Annotated in this window: 22 protein-coding genes; 8 read left to right on the forward strand and 14 right to left on the reverse strand. The window is 65.5% G+C overall.

Features of this window, described 5'->3' with window-relative positions; translation table 11 throughout:
• Positions 1 to 83: 83 nt before the first annotated feature.
• From nusB to glyA, 6 genes are all read right to left on the reverse strand, one after another.
• A complete protein-coding gene (nusB, locus tag RBJ75_RS06585; RefSeq protein ID WP_044404687.1) occupies positions 84 to 593 on the reverse strand; it encodes a transcription antitermination factor NusB in 510 nt (169 codons plus the stop codon).
• Between the two features lie 8 nt (positions 594 to 601).
• A complete protein-coding gene (gene ribH / locus RBJ75_RS06590; protein ID WP_044404690.1) occupies positions 602 to 1,093 on the reverse strand; it encodes a 6,7-dimethyl-8-ribityllumazine synthase in 492 nt (163 codons plus the stop codon).
• 211 nt (positions 1,094 to 1,304) lie between these two features.
• On the reverse strand, positions 1,305 to 1,913 hold the full coding sequence (locus tag RBJ75_RS06595) for a riboflavin synthase (protein WP_044404693.1): 609 nt from the start codon (positions 1,911 to 1,913) through the stop codon (positions 1,305 to 1,307).
• Between the two features lie 202 nt (positions 1,914 to 2,115).
• On the reverse strand, positions 2,116 to 3,264 hold the full coding sequence (ribD, locus tag RBJ75_RS06600; protein WP_044404696.1) for a bifunctional diaminohydroxyphosphoribosylaminopyrimidine deaminase/5-amino-6-(5-phosphoribosylamino)uracil reductase RibD: 1,149 nt from the start codon (positions 3,262 to 3,264) through the stop codon (positions 2,116 to 2,118).
• Positions 3,261 to 3,743 (reverse strand): transcriptional regulator NrdR, encoded by a 483-nt coding sequence (gene nrdR / locus RBJ75_RS06605; RefSeq protein WP_044404699.1) that lies wholly within the window; start codon positions 3,741 to 3,743, stop codon positions 3,261 to 3,263. The genes ribD and nrdR overlap by 4 nt, the downstream gene beginning before the upstream one ends.
• Positions 3,744 to 3,755: 12 nt before the next feature.
• Positions 3,756 to 5,057 (reverse strand): serine hydroxymethyltransferase, encoded by a 1,302-nt coding sequence (glyA, locus tag RBJ75_RS06610; protein ID WP_044404702.1) that lies wholly within the window; start codon positions 5,055 to 5,057, stop codon positions 3,756 to 3,758.
• Positions 5,058 to 5,315: 258 nt separating this feature from the next.
• Between glyA and vapB the strand changes: the two genes are divergently transcribed.
• Both vapB and vapC read left to right on the forward strand, forming a co-directional pair.
• Positions 5,316 to 5,549 (forward strand): type II toxin-antitoxin system VapB family antitoxin, encoded by a 234-nt coding sequence (vapB, locus tag RBJ75_RS06615; RefSeq protein ID WP_044404705.1) that lies wholly within the window; start codon positions 5,316 to 5,318, stop codon positions 5,547 to 5,549.
• Complete coding sequence (gene vapC / locus RBJ75_RS06620) at positions 5,549 to 5,947, forward strand: type II toxin-antitoxin system tRNA(fMet)-specific endonuclease VapC (protein WP_044404708.1); 399 nt, start codon at positions 5,549 to 5,551, stop codon at positions 5,945 to 5,947. Before vapB ends, vapC begins: the two co-directional genes overlap by 1 nt.
• 73 nt (positions 5,948 to 6,020) lie before the next feature.
• On the opposite strand, the gene RBJ75_RS06625 is transcribed toward vapC, so the two are convergent.
• From RBJ75_RS06625 to RBJ75_RS06655, 7 genes are all read right to left on the reverse strand, one after another.
• A complete protein-coding gene (locus RBJ75_RS06625) occupies positions 6,021 to 6,644 on the reverse strand; it encodes a glutathione S-transferase family protein (protein WP_044404710.1) in 624 nt (207 codons plus the stop codon).
• A 130-nt stretch (positions 6,645 to 6,774) separates the two neighbouring features.
• A complete protein-coding gene (locus tag RBJ75_RS06630; protein WP_044404756.1) occupies positions 6,775 to 6,981 on the reverse strand; it encodes a hypothetical protein in 207 nt (68 codons plus the stop codon).
• 183 nt (positions 6,982 to 7,164) lie between these two features.
• Positions 7,165 to 7,380, reverse strand: coding sequence for a hypothetical protein (locus tag RBJ75_RS06635; protein WP_044404713.1), 216 nt, complete (start codon positions 7,378 to 7,380; stop codon positions 7,165 to 7,167).
• Positions 7,381 to 7,396: 16 nt separating this feature from the next.
• The gene (locus tag RBJ75_RS06640) at positions 7,397 to 7,624 is read right to left on the reverse strand and encodes a hypothetical protein (protein WP_044404715.1); all 228 of its coding nucleotides are present in this window, start codon (positions 7,622 to 7,624) and stop codon (positions 7,397 to 7,399) included.
• A 226-nt stretch (positions 7,625 to 7,850) separates the two neighbouring features.
• Positions 7,851 to 8,366: a transcriptional regulator LdtR gene (ldtR, locus tag RBJ75_RS06645; protein ID WP_044404718.1), complete on the reverse strand. Its 516-nt coding sequence runs from the start codon at positions 8,364 to 8,366 to the stop codon at positions 7,851 to 7,853.
• A gap of 584 nt (positions 8,367 to 8,950) precedes the next feature.
• Complete coding sequence (locus RBJ75_RS06650; RefSeq protein ID WP_044404723.1) at positions 8,951 to 10,516, reverse strand: AMP-binding protein; 1,566 nt, start codon at positions 10,514 to 10,516, stop codon at positions 8,951 to 8,953.
• A 78-nt stretch (positions 10,517 to 10,594) separates the two neighbouring features.
• On the reverse strand, positions 10,595 to 11,059 hold the full coding sequence (locus RBJ75_RS06655; protein ID WP_044404727.1) for a DUF6163 family protein: 465 nt from the start codon (positions 11,057 to 11,059) through the stop codon (positions 10,595 to 10,597).
• 262 nt (positions 11,060 to 11,321) lie between these two features.
• Between RBJ75_RS06655 and hemB the strand changes: the two genes are divergently transcribed.
• From hemB to RBJ75_RS06675, 4 genes are all read left to right on the forward strand, one after another.
• Positions 11,322 to 12,371 carry a porphobilinogen synthase gene (gene hemB / locus RBJ75_RS06660; RefSeq protein ID WP_044404730.1) on the forward strand — a complete coding sequence of 350 codons (1,050 nt, stop codon included), beginning with the start codon at positions 11,322 to 11,324 and terminating at the stop codon, positions 12,369 to 12,371.
• Positions 12,372 to 12,485: 114 nt separating this feature from the next.
• Complete coding sequence (locus tag RBJ75_RS06665) at positions 12,486 to 13,019, forward strand: RDD family protein (RefSeq protein WP_044404759.1); 534 nt, start codon at positions 12,486 to 12,488, stop codon at positions 13,017 to 13,019.
• A 62-nt stretch (positions 13,020 to 13,081) separates the two neighbouring features.
• Positions 13,082 to 13,858 (forward strand): arginyltransferase, encoded by a 777-nt coding sequence (locus RBJ75_RS06670; protein ID WP_044404733.1) that lies wholly within the window; start codon positions 13,082 to 13,084, stop codon positions 13,856 to 13,858.
• A 105-nt stretch (positions 13,859 to 13,963) separates the two neighbouring features.
• Positions 13,964 to 14,503 (forward strand): GNAT family N-acetyltransferase, encoded by a 540-nt coding sequence (locus RBJ75_RS06675; RefSeq protein WP_044404735.1) that lies wholly within the window; start codon positions 13,964 to 13,966, stop codon positions 14,501 to 14,503.
• On the opposite strand, the gene RBJ75_RS06680 is transcribed toward RBJ75_RS06675, so the two are convergent.
• Complete coding sequence (locus RBJ75_RS06680) at positions 14,504 to 15,880, reverse strand: Nramp family divalent metal transporter (RefSeq protein WP_044404738.1); 1,377 nt, start codon at positions 15,878 to 15,880, stop codon at positions 14,504 to 14,506. It lies immediately after the preceding gene.
• 238 nt (positions 15,881 to 16,118) lie between these two features.
• Here RBJ75_RS06680 and RBJ75_RS06685 point away from each other — a divergent pair, with 238 nt between their 5' ends.
• The gene (locus tag RBJ75_RS06685; protein WP_044404741.1) at positions 16,119 to 17,372 is read left to right on the forward strand and encodes an MFS transporter; all 1,254 of its coding nucleotides are present in this window, start codon (positions 16,119 to 16,121) and stop codon (positions 17,370 to 17,372) included.
• Positions 17,373 to 17,451: 79 nt separating this feature from the next.
• Entirely contained in the window at positions 17,452 to 18,669 is a 1,218-nt protein-coding gene (locus tag RBJ75_RS06690) for a multidrug effflux MFS transporter (protein WP_044404744.1), read from the forward strand.
• The last annotated feature ends 51 nt before the right edge of the window (positions 18,670 to 18,720 follow it).

Below are 18,720 nucleotides of genomic sequence, written 5' to 3' on the forward strand. Positions count from 1 at the left end.
CAGTCCATCATCGGCTGTCATCCTTCGAGGGCTCGCCGAAGGCGGCGAGCACCTCAGGATGACGGCTGGGCGCACCCGAATGCCTAGCGCACAAACTCCTCGGCGCGAAACTGCCGGGCGATCTGGTCCAGCACCGCGTTGACCATGCCGGTCTCGTCCTTCTCGACGAAAGCGTGGGCGACGTCGACATATTCCGAGACCACGACGCGCGCCGGAATGTCCTTGCGGTGCTCGAGCTCATAGGCCCCCGCACGCATCACCGCGCGCAAAATGGCGTCGATCCGCACCAGCGGCCAGCCCTTCGCCAGCGCGTCGTCGATCAAGGGATCGAGCCTGCCCTGGTCGCGCACCACGCCCGATACCACGTCTTGAAAGAACGCCTGCTCGGCCGGCAAATATTGATCGCCCTCGACCTCATTGCCTAGCCAGTGGCTTTCGAACTCGGCGAAGATGTCGTTGATGCCGGCGCCGCCGATATCCATCTGGTACAGCGCCTGCACGGCGGCGAGCCGTGCCGCGCCGCGCCGGTTGGCCTTGCGGTCGCCGGGCTTGGCCGGCGGCCTCCTGTCGAGTGGTTTGTTGATATCAGCCATGACGCCGCTCAGCCCTTCGCCACACGGCGTTTGATCCGCAGCATCGCCAGCGCCGCGCGCGCGGCATCGCCGCCCTTGTTGAGTTCGGAGGCGCGGGCGCGTGCCCAGGCCTGTTCGTCGGTGTTGACGGTGATGATGCCGTTGCCGAGCGGGAATTTCCGCGCCACCGCGAGATCCATCAGCGCGCGCGAGGATTCGATCGATACGATCTCGAAATGCAGGGTATCGCCGCGCACCACGCAGCCGAGCGCGATCGCCGCGTCATAGGGCTTGCCGTTGGCTTCCGCCGCATCGAGCGCGATCGCGATCGCGGCGGGGATCTCCAACGCGCCCGGCACGGTGAGGAGATCGTGCTTGACGCCCGCGGCGCTCAACTCCGCCAGCGCGCCTTCCAGCATCGCATCCTGAATATCGTCATAAAACCGCGCCTCGACGATCAGGACGCGCGCGCCCGTGATGTCGGTCTGATCCTGCAACTGGGCGCGCCGCGCGTCTGCCATTACTTCATTCCGTATCGTTCGATTGGTCGAGCGGTGCAACCGGCACTGCCCTCATCCTGATGAGCGGCCCAAGGCCGCGTCTCGAAGGATGAGCGAGATCATGGCCTCATGGCTCAAACCTGCGCTGACGCGCCTTCTCACCATGAGGAAACCGCGGGCGGTTTTAGGCGCGCGGGCGGCCAAAGCCAAGGAATCAAATCGCCGCTGCGGCTTATTTCATCTCGCTCAGGCGCGCGGCATAGCGCGCCATCAGGTCGACTTCGAGATTGACCTCGCTGCCCGCGCTCCAGCTGTCCAGCGTGGTCACGCTCAGCGTGTGCGGAATGATCGCCACCGAAAACGTCACCCCATCGACGCCGTTGACCGTCAGCGACACGCCATCGAGCGTCACCGAGCCCTTGGTGGCGATGAAGCGCGCCAGGTCGCGGCTGGTGGCGAGGTGAAACCGCGCCATTCCCGGCAATTCCTCGCGGCGCGTGACCTCGGCGATGCCGTCGACATGGCCGGTGACGATATGGCCGCCGAGTTCGTCGCCGATCTTCAGCGCGCGCTCCAGATTGAGCCTGGTGCCGACCGTCCAATGCTTGGCCGAGGTCATCGCCAGGGTCTCCGCCCCGGCGTCGACCTCATACCAGGTCTTGCCACCCTCGCGGCCGGAGCCGACCACGGTCATGCAGATGCCGTTGCTGGCGATCGAGGCGCCATCGGCGATGCTGGCCTGGTCATAATTGCACAGGATGCGCAGCCGGTGCAGGTAGCCCTGCGCGGTCGGCGTGAGGGCGATGATTTCGCCCTGGTCGGTAACGATGCCGGTGAACATAGGATCAGGTCTCGATGCCAAAATTGATTGCAGAAGCGCGCCAACGGAAGCCGAGCTCCCTCTCCCATGGGGAGAGGGTTGGGGTGAGGGGGTGCGGCCTATCGAGAGGGCGAAACCCCTCACCCGGCGCTTTGCGCCGACCTCTCCCTATGGGAGAGGTCGGATCCCGGCGGACGTCACTGTCAAATTTGCGACTCATCGTCTAGCTGCGCTCGTAAATCGTGAGAGTATCGGTTCCGAGCGTCTCGCTAGCACGCATGGTCAGCGTCGGCGATGCCGTGATCGCCGTGAGCGGCATGCCGTCCAGCGCGTCGACGCCGCCCTCGCCGATCGCGGCCGGGCCGCGCAGCAGCCAGACTTCGTCGACCAGGCCGGCTGTGACGAAGGATGCCGCGACCCGCGCGCCGCCTTCGACCAGCAGTCGCGTGACGCCCCTATCGGCCAGCGCGCGCAGCACCGCGGCGAGATCGAGCCCCGGCGGGGTCGCGGCGGTCGCAACGTGGATCACCTGCGCGCCGGCGCCGCCCAATTTGGCGGCCGCCGCCGGCTCGGCGATTTCCGACGCCAGCAGCCACAGCGGCACCTGCCGCGCCGATTGCACCAGCCGGCTGGAGCCGGGTAGCCGCAGCGCCCGGTCCAGCACCACCCGGATCGGCGATTGCTTTTCCATGCCGGGCAACCGGCAGGTCAGCAGCGGATCGTCGGCCAAAGCGGTTCTGATCCCGACAAGGATAGCGTCGGACTGGGCGCGCAACAGATGCACCCGCGCCCGCGCCGCCTCGCCGGTGACCGCTACCGGTTGGCCGCCCGCCGCGCCGATCTTGTCGTCGCTCGACACCGCGAGTTTCAGGATCACATGCGGGCGCCGCTCGCGCACCCGGCGAAAATGCCCGGCATGGTCATGAGCGGCTTCGGCGGCGCACAGCCCGACATCGACCCTGACGCCGGCGGCGCGCAGCCGCGCATGGCCCTGGCCTGCCACCTCCGGATTGGGGTCCTCGATCGCCGACACCACCCGGGCGATGCCGGCGGCGATCACCGCATCGGCGCAGGGTGGCGATTTGCCGTGATGCGAGCACGGCTCCAGCGTCACATAAAGCGTCGCCCCCGGGGCGTCGCCGGCGCGCGCCAGCGCCTCGATCTCGGCATGAGGCCGCCCGCCCGGCTGGGTCCAGCCGCGGCCGAGGATCACGCCGTCCTTCACAATGACCGCGCCGACCGCCGGATTGGGCGCGGTGCGCCCCAACCCGCGACGGCCCAGCGTCAGCGCGAGCTGCATGAAACGCAGGTCGTGCGCTTTGCCGGCTCTGGCCTTATCCGCATACTGATCCTCCAGTATCCGGAAGATCATTTGCGCAGGCTCGCCAGCCGCGCCATCTCGTCACCGGACAATTCGCCGAGCAACGCCTCGAAATCCTTGGCCTCGCGGAAATTGCGATAGACCGAGGCGAAGCGCACATAGGCGACGTCGTCGACCTTGCGCAGATGGTCCATCACGATCTCGCCGATGGTCTCCGAGGAGATCTCCGCCTCGCCGCCGCTTTCCAGCTCACGCACGATCGCCGACACCATCTTCTCGACCCGCTCCGGCTCGACCGGCCGCTTGCGCAGACTGATCTGCAGCGAGCGCACCAGCTTGTCGCGGTCGAACGGCACTCGGCGGCCGTTGCGCTTGATCACGGTCAATTCGCGCAGCTGCACCCGTTCGAATGTGGTGAAGCGGAAATTGCACGCCATGCAGACCCGACGCCGCCGGATCACGGCGGAATCCTCGGTCGGACGGCTGTCCTTCACCTGGGTATCGAGGCTGTTGCAGCTCGGGCAGCGCATCCGTGAGGGTCCTTACTGGTAGATCGGGAAGCGTCCGGTCAGTTCCTTGACCCGCTCCTTCACCGAGGCTTCCACCAAAGGCGCGCCGCCATCCGGCGATTGCGCAATGGCATTAAGCACTTCGGCGATCATATTGCCGACCTGCTTGAACTCGGCGACGCCGAAACCGCGGGTGGTGGCGGCCGGCGTGCCGAGCCGCAGCCCGGAGGTGACGAACGGCTTTTCCGGATCGTAGGGGATGCCGTTCTTGTTGCAGGTGATGGCGGCGCGAACCAGGGCCTTTTCGGAGACGTTGCCCTTGAGGCCCTTGGGCCGCAGATCAACCAGCATCAGATGATTATCAGTGCCGCCCGAAACGATGTCGAATCCCGCTGCGCGAAGCGTTTCCGCAAGCGCCTTGGCGTTTTCGACGACGTTCTTCGCGTAGATCTTGAAGTCGGGCTGCAACGCTTCCTTGAACGCCACCGCCTTGGCGGCGATGACATGCATCAGGGGGCCGCCCTGCAGGCCGGGGAAGATCGCCGAATTGAGCTTCTTGGCCAGCGCCTCGTCATTGCTCAGGATCAGGCCGCCGCGCGGGCCGCGCAGCGATTTGTGGGTGGTAGTGGTGGTGACGTGGGCATAGGGCACCGGCGAGGCATGGACGCCGCCCGCCACCAGACCGGCGAAATGCGCCATGTCGACCAACAGATAGGCCCCGACGCTGTCGGCGATCTCGCGGAAGCGCTTGAAGTCCCAAGCCCGCGAATAGGCCGAGCCGCCGGCGATGATCAGCTTCGGCTTGACCTGCTCGGCCTGCTTGGCCAGCGCATCCATGTCGATGATCTGGTCCTCGCGCCGCACCGTGTAATGCGCCGGCTTGAACCATTTGCCCGACATGTTGACCGCGGAACCATGGGTGAGATGGCCGCCGGCGGCCAGATCCAGACCCATGAAGGTATCGCCGGGCTGCAGCAGCGCCAGGAACACGGCCTGGTTCATCTGGCTCCCGGAATTCGGCTGCACATTGGCAAAGCCGGCGCCGAACAGCTTCTTGGCACGCTCGATCGCCAGATTCTCGGCGATGTCGACGAATTCGCAGCCGCCATAATAGCGGTGGCCCGGATAGCCCTCGGCATATTTGTTGGTCATCACCGAGCCCTGTGCTTCCAGCACCGCGCGGCTGACGATGTTTTCCGAGGCGATCAGCTCGACCTCATGGCGCTGGCGGCCAAGCTCGCCCTTGATGGCGGCGGCGATCTCGGGATCGGCCTGCTCCAGCGAGGCCGAAAAGAAGGAATCGGGGGCAGATTGGGTCGTGGCAGATGTGCTCATGGCAAATGTCTCCACCGCCGCAGCCCTTTGGTCGGGGCGCGCGCGGTCAGCTGATGCGGTCGGAAGCGGCGCGTGCCGCATAGCATATCCGGGCCGGCGGGCCAAGGACGGAGCCAACATTTGCGGCCATGCGTCCCCGTTAGACCCAGATATGGTGGATTTTACCGGTTCCAAGGGGGCGGCGCTGAGGTACCGGCCGTTGCCTTGCGGGCGGAGTCGAATTATGTATATCCCATTTGGATATCCATAGGATCCGTGATGGCCAGTTCAACCGTCTTCACCAGCAACCGCAGCCAAGCGGTTCGCTTGCCCAAGGGCGTCGCCTTCCCCGACGGCGTGCACAAGGTCGACATCATCAAGATCGGCCGCAGTCGCGTCATCGTTCCGCAAGGCCAGCGATGGGACGACTTCTTCCTGAACGGCCCCCGCGCCAGCGACGATTTCCTCCGCGAACGCGAGCAGCCGGCTGCCGAACAGCGCGAGCCGCTGTGATGCTCGCCTACATGCTCGATACCAATATCTGCATCTACGTGATCAAGAACCGCCCGCCGGCGCTGCGCGACAAATTCAATGCGCTGGCCGAGCAGCTGTGCATCTCCAGCATCACGCTCGGCGAATTGGTCTATGGGGCGGAGAAGTCGGCCCGCCGCGTCGACAATCTCAATGCGATCGCGCATTTCACCGCGCGCCTGCAGGTACTGCCCTTAGCCGACAAGGCCGCGGCGCATGACGGCCAGCTCCGCGCCGAACTCGAGCGCGCCGGCACGCCCTGTCGCCCTCACGACATGCAGATCGCCGGCCACGCCCGCAGCGAGGGGCTGATCGTGGTCACCAACAATATGCGGGAATTTGCCCGGATGCCGGGTCTGCGGGTGGAGAATTGGGTGTGAGCGCAAAATCGACATAGGCTAGGCCGGAAACGAATCTCCGCGAGATGCGCTGACAACCAACGCCGCAATCGCCTCACGCCAGCCGATACGCCCCGCCCTTTTCGATCGAGCGCAAGAACGCCGGCCGCGCGTGCATTCGCGCTAGCCAGGCCTCGAATTCCGGATAGGCGGACAGCCGCCCGAAGGATTTCGCGACCTCGGCGACAAAGCTCATCATGATGTCGGCGCCGGTCAGCGCCTCGGCGACGAAGAACGCCCTGCCCTTGAGCGCGCCCTCGACAAAACCGAGATGGTTGGCGATCTCGGCGTCGATCCGCGGCTGCAGCGGCGCCGCCGCGTCTTTCAGCCGGCTGGTGTAGAGCTGCAACATCAAGGGCAGCATTGCCGAGCCCTCGGCGTAATGCAGCCATTCCTGATAGGCCTCGAAATCCGGCGTCGCCTCGGCCGGGCGCATCGCCCCCTTGCCGTAGCGGCGGATGATGTAGTCGACGATCGCCCCGGATTCCGCCAGCGTGATGTCGCCATCGACAATCACCGGCGACTTGCCGAGCGGCTGCACCTGGGCAAGCTCGGGCGGCGCCAGCCGCGTCACCGCATCGCGCTGATAGCGCTTCAATTCATAGGGCGCGCCGAGTTCTTCCAGCAGCCACAAAACGCGCTGCGAGCGGGAGTCGTTGAGGTGGTGCAGCGTGAGCATGGTGGGATTCCTTATGAAGACTTCGAGGCCACGCAATGTCGAGGCTCACGCCTGCGGTGACTTGGTCGCCGATAACCGGCCGCACCTGCGAGTGGGCGATGTGAGCCGCCGATGCGGGCCTCCGATCGCCTCAGATCGTCGCCTGGACCTGGCCGCATTCCTTGCAGGTGAATTTGACCCGGGTCTCGCCTTTTGGCGCGATCACCTTGTTGGGCGCGCCGCATTTGCCGCATGTGGTCATGATGCGGGTGTCGCCCTGCTTCACCGTCAGGTGCTTCTTTTCCATCGCTTCGCGCATCAGCCGTTCGGCCTCCTCGCGCATTGCCTGCTTATCCACCATGCCGCCGCTCCGCCGAATCCGAAATTCCAGATTGGCTTTTAGCGCCGAATTACGATGCGTCTGCAAAAATCGAACGGGAATTTGGCGGGAGGTTTGGTCGCAGCTGCCCCATTTCCGAGGCGTCGGCGCGTCGGAGGACGCTTCCGTGGCGCCAACCGTGAGGGCCGCGACACGCGCCGCTCACATCCCGGTAAAGCCAGCCTTGACCGGGTCGTTGCTGCCATCATGTTCGCGCAGGAACACCAGCCCGCACACTGTCAGCCGGTTGTCGTCGGTTTCGCCGGCCTCGAACAGCATACGGATGTAACTCTCGACGCTGGGCTGGGCCAGTTCGGCGGCTTCGCGGCTGGTCAACAGGCCATAGGTCTGGATCACGCGTTCAACAGCGGCTTTCATGATTATCCTTGTCGGCTCAGGCCGCGAGTTGGGCGGATTCGAATTTAGCGATCGCCCGGTTGGCGAGCCGGATCACATTGGTTTCGCCGCGATGAAACATCTGCACGATGGTCTGCAGCAGCGCATCATTGGTTGTCGCGCTGTCGCTGATGGCGCCACTGCGGCGCAGATAATCCGATGCGATGTCGTAGGACCGCCCGATAATGTCGACGTTCATGACTCTCACTCCGCGCTCGACCAGCATGGTATCCCTCCACTTGCGAACGCTGTGATAAGCGCGGCGCGAGAAGAAAGTTCCATCGCCCGGCGTCGGCGCGCTCGGCTGACAAAAAATCGGCCTCCCGCGAGGAAGGCCGATGCAACGGGGGCGTCTAACGGTCGGAGGTGCGCGGGCCTGCCGCTGGGGCAGCGCCTGGCGGATGTTGCCATCCGCCGGCGATCGTTGGCGCGCTACCGAAAAGCCTGAAGGCTCAGAGCCGGTACAGGATCTGGTCGGTCCAGAACCGCTCCAGCCGATGCAGCGATTTGTTCAGCGTGGCGAACTCGTCATTGGAGATGCCGCCGACCTGCTCCACCGTGCGAACGTGCTTCTGATACAGCGCGTCGACGATGTGGCGGATTTCCTGGCCCTGCGCGGTCAGACGGATCCGCACCGAGCGGCGGTCGACGCGCGAGCGCTGGTGATCGAGGAAGCCGAGCTCGACCAACTTCTTCAGATTGTAGGACACGTTGGAGCCGAGATAGTAGCCGCGCGTGCGCAGCTCGCCCGCGGTCAGCTCCTTGTCACCGATATTGTAGAGTAGCAACGCTTGCACCGAATTGATGTCGGCGCGTCCGCGGCGGTCGAATTCATCCTTGATAACGTCGAGCAGGCGGCGATGCAGCCGCTCCACCAAGGTCAGTGCCTCGAGATAGAGCGGCTGGACCGGCGCTTGTCCGGATGAAGGCGCGGCGACTTCCGCCGCCGTTGCTACGGCTTTGATCATGACGATCCCCTGTTGTCGTTTTTATCGACTTATTCGACGAAACTTGTGTCCCGTCTGATATCGCCAACTTAAGCGGACCGTTTGAACATCAGCTTAAATAAGACAATAAAGAGATCATGAATTTAACACAGTGAACCGCCGATTAAGCCCGCTATTAAAGGGCTTTTCGCAACGTCTGATTCACGTTTGGAGGGCTGTGTTCACGCTTCGTCTAAGGGTGTGTCACGTTTGAGGACAGCATCGTTCGAATTCGAAAGATTCATGTAACAGGTATGACCACCGCGTTAGGGTGACTCAAATCTTACCGCGGCGAATTCCTTTCCGACCGCCCAAAATTGTCGGCGAATTTGACGCAAATTCGCCCGACCTCCCAATGCAATGCCACCCGCGCATTGAAAAGCCTCATGGTGAGGAGCGCGCGGCTTGGCGCGCGTCTCGAACACGAGGCGGGACATCTCCTCATCCTTCGAGACGCGGCCCAGTGGCCGCTCCCTCAGGATGAGGCCTCGAGACGCGGCCCAGTGGCCGCTCCTCGGGATGAGGCTCCGAGCCGCCCGCCTGCGCCTTCCCGGCGCGACGTCCGTTTACGCGACGCCGCGCGTGCGGTTTTCCCAATACGGCGCCCGCAACACCTTGCGGTCGATCTTGCCGAGCCCGGTCACCGGAATGGCCTCGACGAAATCGATCGTCTTCGGCGACCACGGCGCGCCGCGCTTGTGCTTCACATGCGCCTGCAATTCGGCGGCGTCGTTGTTGGCGCCGGCTTTCAGCACCACGAAGGCCTTCACCGCCTCGCCCCATTTGTCGTCGGGCACGCCGATCACCGCGGCGGAGGCCACCGCGTGATGCGCCATCAGCGCGTCCTCGACCTCGCGCGGATAGATGTTGAAACCGCCGGAGATGATCATGTCCTTGGTGCGGTCGACGATATAGAGATAGCCCTCGTCGTCTTTCACCGCGACATCGCCGGTGTGCAGCCAGCCGCCGCGAAATGCCTCCGCGGTGGCCTCGGGGCGCTTCCAGTAGCCATCCATCACCAGCGTGCCGCGGACGCAGATTTCGCCGGGCTCGCCGATGCCGACCTCACGCATCTCGGAATCGAACAGCTTGACGTCGACCAGCGGATTGGGCCGTCCGCAGGAGCCCAGCCGGCCCGGCTTTGAATCATTATGATCGACCTTGCGCATCGAAGTGATGACCTGCGGCGCTTCGGTCTGGCCGTAGAGCTGCACGAAGATCTTGCCGAAGATCGCCATGCCCTCGCGCAGCCGGTCCGGCGACATCGGCGCGGCGCCATAGACGATCATGTCGAGCGAGGACAGATCGTATCTGGCGCGGATCTGCGGCGCGTCGATCAGCGCGTAGATCAGGGTCGGCACCAGGAACGCCGCGGTGATCTTCTCCTCGGCGACCACGGCGCAATAGGCCTCCGCCTCGAAGCCCTGCACCAGCCGAACGAAGCCGCCGCGCATCATCACCGGATAGACCGTGACGCCGGCGGCATGGCTGATCGGGGTGGCGGCGATAAAACGGATCTCGGCCGGCCAATCCCAGTCCGAATAGAGCAGCACCGCCATCGTGGTCAGCGCCCGATGCGGGATCATTACGCCCTTGGAGCGGCCGGTGGTGCCGCCCGTATAGGCCAGCCAGGCGATCTCGGAGGTTGAGCTTTCGTCCACCAGAGGCGCAGCTTCGACCTTGTCGAAGCCGTCCAGCAGGTCGCGCGCGCCGTCGACCGCGCCGAACGACAACAGATGCTTCAGGCCGGGCACGCGGCCGCGGATGGCGAGGCCGCGCGCGGCGAATTTGCCGCTTTCCACGATCAGCGCGTCGATTTCTGCGTCCTCGATGATGAAGGCGTGATCGTCCTCGGCGGCCATCGGGTGCAGCGGCGTGTAGCGCAGCCCCATCACCATCGCGGCCGAAATCGCCGCCCAGGATTCGGCGCGGTTGCCGGACAGGATCGACACGGCGTCGCCCTTGTTCAGCCCGATGCCGCGAAACAAGGTGATGAAACGGCCGACCGCCACGCCGAATTGACGGTAGCTCCAGCGCAGACGGCCATCGGCCAGCGCCGGCCGGTCGCCGAAGCGCGCCACCGCGTTGACGATCAGGCTGCCGCCCGTTCCACCGCTGTGATAGGCATTCATATTGTATCCCCCCTTTGTCGCCGGCCTTCTTGCGGAGGCTTCGGCAGAAACCCGATGTCGATCGATGACAATCGACGGCTATGGCGGCCGTTCGCGCGCTGCCATCCAAGCCAGCGCCAGATACGCCGCCAGCAGCAGCGCTTCCAGCGACACGACGATCAGGCTGCCGCCATAGATCGCCGGAAACATCAATTCGATCACCGCCATCGACACCACGGCCGTCAGCCAGACCACCGCGCCCCATGGCGTCGCCAGCCACAACCCGACAGCCGCGACCAGTTCGATCACCGCGAAATACACCGTGGCGGTCTGCCAGGCCATCGCCTGACCTTCAAAGGCATCGTCCTCGCCGCCGACGAAGCCGGTGATCTGCGCCCAATGGAACAGCCCCTTGATCAAGGACAGCGCCGCCATCACCCGCAGGAACAGCACCAGCCGCCGGGTCCAGTCATTGTCATGGGTGTCGGCGCGCGCCGTCGAGATCGCCGCCACCGAAACCGCATGGTCCCGCGGCGTCTGTTCGCGCGATGGGGTCTCAGACATGGGTTTTTTGGCCCGTCGGGGTGATTTGTGAAAGCATCGCGGAGTCTTGGCCCGGCGGGACGGCGAAATCAATCACCCAGAACAATCCGCCGGATCGGCACCGGCAGCCAGTCGTCGAGCTGGGATCGTGGAGCTGCGGTCGCCGAACTGTGATCGGCCGACAATCGACAGTTGCGCCAAATCAAGACCACGGTGACGCGACACTGACAAAGTGCTAGCTGGAATGAGTCAAAATAGACGGCCTGCGAGGAGTGTTGGCACCATGGCGATCAAATTCGGGCGTCCCATCGAATTGCGAGACACGCGGCCCGCCGCCGCACCGGCGCTTGACCTGGTGGTCCGCCCCCGGCGCAACCGCAAATCGGAATGGGCGCGGCGGCTGATCCGCGAAAACGTCCTGACCACCGACGATCTGATCTGGCCGATGTTCGTCATCGACGGCCACAATCAGCGCGTGCAGGTCGCCTCGATGCCCGGGGTCGAACGGCTCAGCGTCGACCAGATCGTGCGCGACGCCGAGCGGGCGATGAAATTGGACATCCCCTGCATCGCGCTATTCCCCTTCACCGAGCCGTCGTTGCGCGACGAGTTCGGCACCGAAGCCACCAATGCCGACAATCTGGTGTGCCAGACGGTGCGCGCCATCAAGAAGGAATTCCCCGATCTCGGCGTGCTGTGCGACGTGGCGCTGGATCCCTTCACCAGCCACGGCCATGACGGGCTGATCGCCAACGGCAAGATCCTCAACGACGAATCGGTCGAGGTGCTGGTGCGGCAATCGCTGGTGCAGGCCCAGGCCGGCTGCGACATCATCGCGCCGTCGGACATGATGGACGGCCGGGTCGGCGCGATCCGCGCCGCGCTCGATGAGGCCGGCTTCCTCGACGTCCAGATCATGGCCTATGCGGCGAAATACGCCTCGGCGTTCTACGGCCCGTTCCGCGACGCCATCGGCTCCTCCAAGGCGCTGACCGGCGACAAGCGCACCTATCAGATGGACAGCGCCAATTCCGACGAGGCGCTGCGGGAGGTCGAGCTCGACCTCGCCGAGGGCGCCGACATGGTGATGGTGAAGCCCGGCATGCCCTATCTGGACATCATCCGAAGGGTCAAGGACACCTTCTCGGTGCCGACCTTCGCCTATCAGGTGTCGGGCGAATACGCGATGATCGCCGGCGCCGCCGCCAATGGCTGGATCGACGGCGAGCGGGCGATGATGGAAAGCCTGATCGGCTTCAAGCGCGCCGGCGCCGACGGCGTGCTGACCTATTTCGCCCCGCAGGCCGCCGAAAAGCTGCGCACGCTGGCCTGATGGCGGGCCTCGCCCGACGGTTTTGATTGCTTCGAAGTCATCGGCGGCGGGCTTGCAACGGCCCGCCGCCGTCGCCATGTCGAGCCGGATATGGTCTTCGAAGGGAACACAACCATGGCTGATGATGGTCTGCGTGACGGCTGGCGTGGCGAGGATGCCTTTGACCGGCCGCTTCCGTTCGATCCGCGGCTGGAGCCGGAGTTGTTCCAGGGCGTACTCACCAAGCGGGTGTTTTCGTTCCTGATCGACCTGGTGGTGCTGTCGCTCCCGGTGATCCTGGCGGTGGTGTTCATCGCGGTGTTCGGAGTGGTGACGCTGGGGCTGGGCTGGACGCTGTTCTGGCTGGTATCGCCCGCCTCGGTGATCTGGGCGGTGGTCTATTACGGCGCGACGCTCGGCGGGCCCTATTCGGCGACGATCGGGATGCGGGTGATGGGGCTGGAGATGCATACGCGCACCGCTGAACCTGCCTATTTCGTGCTCGGCGCTGTCCATGCGGTGCTGTTTTGGCTGTCGATCTCGATGCTGTCTCCGTTCGTGCTGCTGGTCGGCCTGTTCAACGGCCGCCGCCGGCTGCTGCATGACATCGTTCTGGGAACCGTGGTGATCAATGCCTCGCCCCAGCCCCAGCCGGTCCGGTCGTACTGAGCGATTGACCGCCGCGATTCGCGGGGCGATGCTGTGCCCGGCTGGAGGTTGACGGACCAAACGTGACCCAACACTCGCGCGACACACCGCAATTCTACCTGACGGCGCCCTCGCCCTGCCCGTATCTGCCCGGGCGGCACGAGCGCAAGGTGTTCACCCATCTGGTCGGCAACAAGGCCGGCGAGCTCAACGACCTTTTGACCCATGGCGGATTCCGGCGCAGCCAGTCGATCGCCTATCGGCCGGCCTGCGACCAGTGCCGCGCCTGCGTCTCGGTCCGGGTCATCGCCGACGAATTCCGCACCTCGCGCAATCTGCGCAAGAACCTGACCCGCAATGCCGACATCGTCGGCGAGCTGCGCAGCGCGGTGCCGACCTCGGAGCAATATTCCGTGTTCCGCGCCTATCTCGACCAGCGCCACCGTGACGGCGGCATGGCCGACATGACCGTGCTGGACTACGCGATGATGGTCGAGGACAGCCATGTCGAGACCCGGATCATCGAATATCGCAAGCGCAATATCGACACCGGCATCACCGGCCGCGGCGGCGAGCTGATCGCGGTGGCGCTGACCGACGTGCTCAATGACGGGCTGTCGATGGTGTATTCGTTCTTCGAACCGTCCGAGCAGGCCCGCTCGCTCGGCACCTTCATGATCCTCGACCACATCGCCCGCGCCCGCCGGCTCGGCCTGCCTTACGTCTATCTCGGCTACTGGATCGAAGGCTCCGCCAAGATGGACTACAAGGGCCGCTATCTGCCGCAGCAGCGGCTCGCCCCGTCAGGCTGGCTGCGGGTCGACGCCGATGGCGGCACCGAGACCGAACCGCAAGATTGATCGCCAAGGCTGATCGCAAAAGCTGATCGCCAAAACCTCGTCGATCATGCTGCTATCCAGATCGTGCCGCGCTCCGTCGTCCCACCAGCCCGAAAGATTGCTATCATGTCCGCCCCCGGCAGCACCGCCACGACGACCAGCAGCGCCGAATTCGTGTGGCGCCCGATGCAGGCGGTCGATCTTGCCGCTGTCCAGGCGATCGCCGACCGCGTCCATCGCGACTACCCCGAAGACCAAAGCGTGTTTGCCGAACGTTTGGCGCTGTGTCCCGGCGGATGTCATGTGCTGGAAAGCGCGGATCAGCGCTACGGCTACGTCGTCAGCCACCCATGGCGCTACGCCGACCCGCCCAAGCTGAACCAATTGATCGCGCCGCTCCCCACCCAGCCGTCGACCTATTACATCCACGACATTGCATTTTTGCCGCAAGCCCAGGGCCGCCAGGCCGCGTCCAGGATCGTTCGCGAACTTCTGATGCTGGCCACGCAGGCGGGCTTGCAAAACGCCAGCCTGATCGCGATCAACGGCTCGCAGCCATTCTGGGCGCATCTGGGCTTTCGCGTCGCGGCGCAGGACGCCTTGCGGGACAAGCTCGCCAGCTACGGCGCCGACGCCCGCTTCATGGTTCGGGACCTGCCCGCCTGATCAGCCGATAAAGTAGTCGTGAACCAGCTTCGCATTCAGCGCGATGATGATGACGGCAATCACCGCCGCCGCAGCGGTGACCCAGCGCGGCGCCACGAACACGCCCATCTTGTCGCGGCTGGCGGTGAACATCACCAGCGGCACGATAGCAAATGGCAATTGCAGGCTGAGCACCACCTGGCTGAGGATCAGCAATTGCCCGGTGGCTTTCTCGCCGGCCCAGATCGTCACGCCCACCGCCGGCACGATCGCGATCATCCGGGTGATCATCCGCCGCAGCCATGGCGCGACCTTGATGTTGATAAAGCCCTCCATCACGATCTGCCCGGCCAGCGTCGCGGTGATGGTGGAGTTCAGCCCGCAGGCCAGCAGCGCGATGCCGAACAACGTCGGCGCCAGCGCCGAGCCGAGCAACGGTGCCAGGAAGGCGTGGGCCTGATCGAGCTCGGCGACGTCGGTCTTGCCGGCGACGTGGAAGGTCGCGGCCGCCAGAATCAGGATCGAGGCGTTGATGACGAGCGCCAGACACAGCGCGATCGCCGAGTCGATATTGGCGAATTTGATCGCCTCGCGCTTTTCCGGAATGCTGTCGCCATAGCCGCGGGTCTGCACCAGACCGGAATGCAGATACAGATTATGCGGCATCACCGTGGCGCCGATGATCCCCAGCGCGAGATAGAGCATCGCCGGATTGGTGACGATCTGCGTGGTCGGTGCGAAGCCGCGCAGCACCGCGCCCCAATTCGGATCCGCCATCGCGATCTGGACCGCAAAACACGCCGCGATCACGCCGAGCAGCGCCACCACGAAGGCCTCGATCCAGCGAAAGCCGAAGGCCTGCAGCGCCAGGATCAGGAACACGTCGGCGGCGGTGATGATGACGCCGATCTCGAGCGGAATTCCGAACAGCAGATTGAGCCCGATCGCGGTGCCGATCACTTCGGCCAGGTCGGTGGCGGTGATGGCGATTTCCGCCGAGATCCACAGCGGCCACGAGGTCCAGCGCGGATAGGCGTCGCGGCAGGCCTGGGCGAGGTCGCGCCCGGCGCCGACGCCGAGTCGTGTGCACAAGGACTGCAGCACGATCGCCATGATGTTGGACAACAGCGCGACGGTGAGCAGCGCGTAGCCGAATTTCGAGCCGCCAGCGAGCGAGGTGGCCCAATTGCCGGGGTCCATATAGCCGACCGCGATCAGATAGCCCGGCCCCAGAAACGCGACCAGCTTGCGCCAGAATGATCCGTTCCGAACCGTCGGCACCGAGCCGAACATATCCGCCAGCGACGGCACTCCCCGATCGCTACGCCACCCGCCGGGCGGGCGCTCAGCAGGCTGCGGCGGCGATTCAGGGTCCAAAGTCCGGGTTTTCGCGTCCATTTTCGCAATCTGAATGAAGTCTTGGCTTAATGCAACTAATTTGCATGTGCAGAATGCAGAATTTGCACATCAGTTCCGGGCCGCGCCTTCTTTAACTTTAGATCAAGGACATAGCCCAGCGCTTTGATGTGACGCGCCAAGCGCGCGTTTTTCCGGTGCTCCCGTGTTCCCGGAAAACGGGTGGCTGTCCCCGCCGATCGGTAGCCATGGTGGCTTGAATGCAATCCAGGACCCAGCCATGACGCCGACGCCTCCCGACCTGTTGCCGCCCGGCTTCGCGCGGCTCGCCTGGTCCAATCTGGCGGCGCAATCGGCCGAGCAGATCGCGCTGGCGGCGGCGCCGATCGTCGCGGTGCTGCTGCTCGGGGTCGGCGAGGCCCAAACCGGCCTGCTGCAGACCGCGCTGACCCTGCCCTTCGTGCTGTTTGCGATTCCGGCCGGCCTGCTCGCCGACCGGATCGCGCGGCGCTGGCTGATGGCCGGCGCCGAGGCGTTGCGGGCTGCGGCGCTGCTGACGGTGCTGGTGCTGATCGGGCTCGGCGCGCTGACGCTGCCGCTGCTGGCGCTGCTCGGCTTTGTCGCGGTGTGCGGCACGGTGGTCTACAGCGTCGCGTCGCCGGCTTTGGTGCCCGCTTTGGTGCCGGAGCGCTCGCTGGCCGCCGCCAACGCCCGGATCGAACTGGCACGCACCATTGCCTTTGCCGGTGGCCCGGCGCTCGGCGGCATGCTGGTCGGATGGCTCGGCGCCGCGCCGGCCTTCGGCGTCGCCGCCGCGCTGTCGATCATCGCGGTGGGGCTGCTCGCCGGCATCGCCGAACCGGCGCGTGAACCCGTGCCGCCGCGCCATCCGTGGCGCGACATCGTCGAGGGCGCAGCATTCGTGGCCCACCATCCGCTGCTGCGGCCGGTTTTCGTCACCCAGCTGATCTTCAACACCGCGTCGTTTCTGATCCTCGCCGTGTTCGTGCCCTATGCGGTGCGCCGCCTCGGCCTGTCGGCGACCGGGATCGGCGTCACGCTGTCGATGTATGGCGCCGGCATGGTGGTGGGCGCGCTGCTGGCGACACGGGTGATGCGGCGGCTGGCCTTCGGCACCGTGGTCGGGCTCGGCCCGGTCACCGGCTTCGTCGCCGCTTTGGTGATGGCGCTGACCACGCTGATCCCCTTGCCGGCGCTGGCGGCGCTGAGTTTCTTCCTGCTCGGGGTCGGGCCGATCCTGTGGGTGATCAGCACCACCACGCTGCGCCAGGCGGTGACGCCGCCTTCCCTGCTCGGCCGGGTCTCGGCGATCAACATCATGAGCTATGGCGCGCGGCCGGTCGGCGCCGGGCTCGGTGCCCTGGTCGGAGGCCTGTGGGGCGCCGAGATCTGTCTCTATCTGGCAGTGGTCGGCTTCGCCGCCCAGGCGCTGGTGATCCTGCTGTCGCCGGCGGTCAGCCTGATCGAGCAGCCGGCCGCGGTCGGCGCAATGGCGCTGCCGCGCGGCGCCTGAACGCCCGGTCGCGCGGCAACGTCGGTCTTTACGAACGCTGATTAGATGATGTACATCATCTTATCAGCGGAGCCAGAGCATGACCGACCAGGCCATACCCCCGACCGTAGCAGCCTCCCCCGTGCAGGCTGGCTCGATCCCGTTGCAAATCGCGGTTCTGGCTGCGCTGGCGGCGATGGGAACACTGGCCACCAACATCCTGCTGCCGTCGCTGCCGCAAATAGCGGCGTCGCTGCAGGTCTCGACCGCGTCCGTCACCGCCTCGATCACGGTGTTCCTGGCGGTGTTCGCGCTCGGACAGCTCGCGGTCGGCCCGATCTCGGATCGCTACGGCCGCCGTGTCCCGGTATTGGCCGGCTTTGTCATCTTCATTGCCGGCAGCATCTGGTGCGGCCTGGCGAGCGATCTCACCGGGTTGCTGATCGGCCGGGTGATCCAGGCCGCCGGCGCTTGCGCCACCTCGGTGCTGTCGCGGGCGATCGCCCGCGACCTGTTCAGCGGCCCGGCACTTGGCCGCGCCATGGCGTTGATCATGATCGCGATGGCGGCGGCGCCCGGCTTCTCGCCGCTGCTGGGCGGCGCGCTCGATCATTATTTCGGCTGGCGCGCGGAATTCGTCTTTGTCGCGCTGTTCGCCGCGGTCGCAGCATGCGGCTATGCGGCGGTGCTCGGCGAGACCCATCGCTCAACGCGGATCGCGCTCAATCCTGTGGCGATCACCCGCGCCTATTACGGCCTCGCCACCGACCGCCGATTCCTGGTGCCGGCCGCCACCGTCGGCCTGGTCATGGGCGGGCTGTTCGCAATGTTCTCGGCAGCGCCGCGGGTGCTGATCGAGGGGCTGCGCTTCACCCCGATCGCGCTCGGCCTGTTCTTCGCCGGCACCGTGCTGATCGTGTTCGGCGCCGGCATGCTGGCGACAAGGCTGGCGCCGCGCTTCGGGCTCGACCGCGCCATCCAGGCCGGGCTGTGGCTGGCCGTGGCCGGTGCCGGCGCGATCCTGCTGGTGGCGCTGGTCGACGGTCGCTTCCTGCCGTTCCTGGCGGCGGTCTCGCTTTTCCTGCTGGGGATGGGGATCGTCAATCCGCTTGGCACCGCGCAGGCGCTGTCGCCGTTCGGCGACAAGGCCGGCGCCGCCTCCGCCTTGCTGGGCTTCTGGCAGATGATGGGCGCCGCGGTCGGCGTGTGGCTGGCTGCCGTCATCCATCCCGACGCGATGACCGGGCTCGGGCTGGTGCTGGCCGGCGGCTGCACGTTGGCGCTGCTGCTCTACGCCATGCGGCGTCGCGCGGCATAATCCGAGCCCTTCGATTTTCCCGCTTTCCTTGCCGACGATTTTCGCGCAGAA

This window comes from Rhodopseudomonas sp. BAL398, assembly GCF_033001325.1.
Lineage (GTDB): Bacteria > Pseudomonadota > Alphaproteobacteria > Rhizobiales > Xanthobacteraceae > JARJEH01.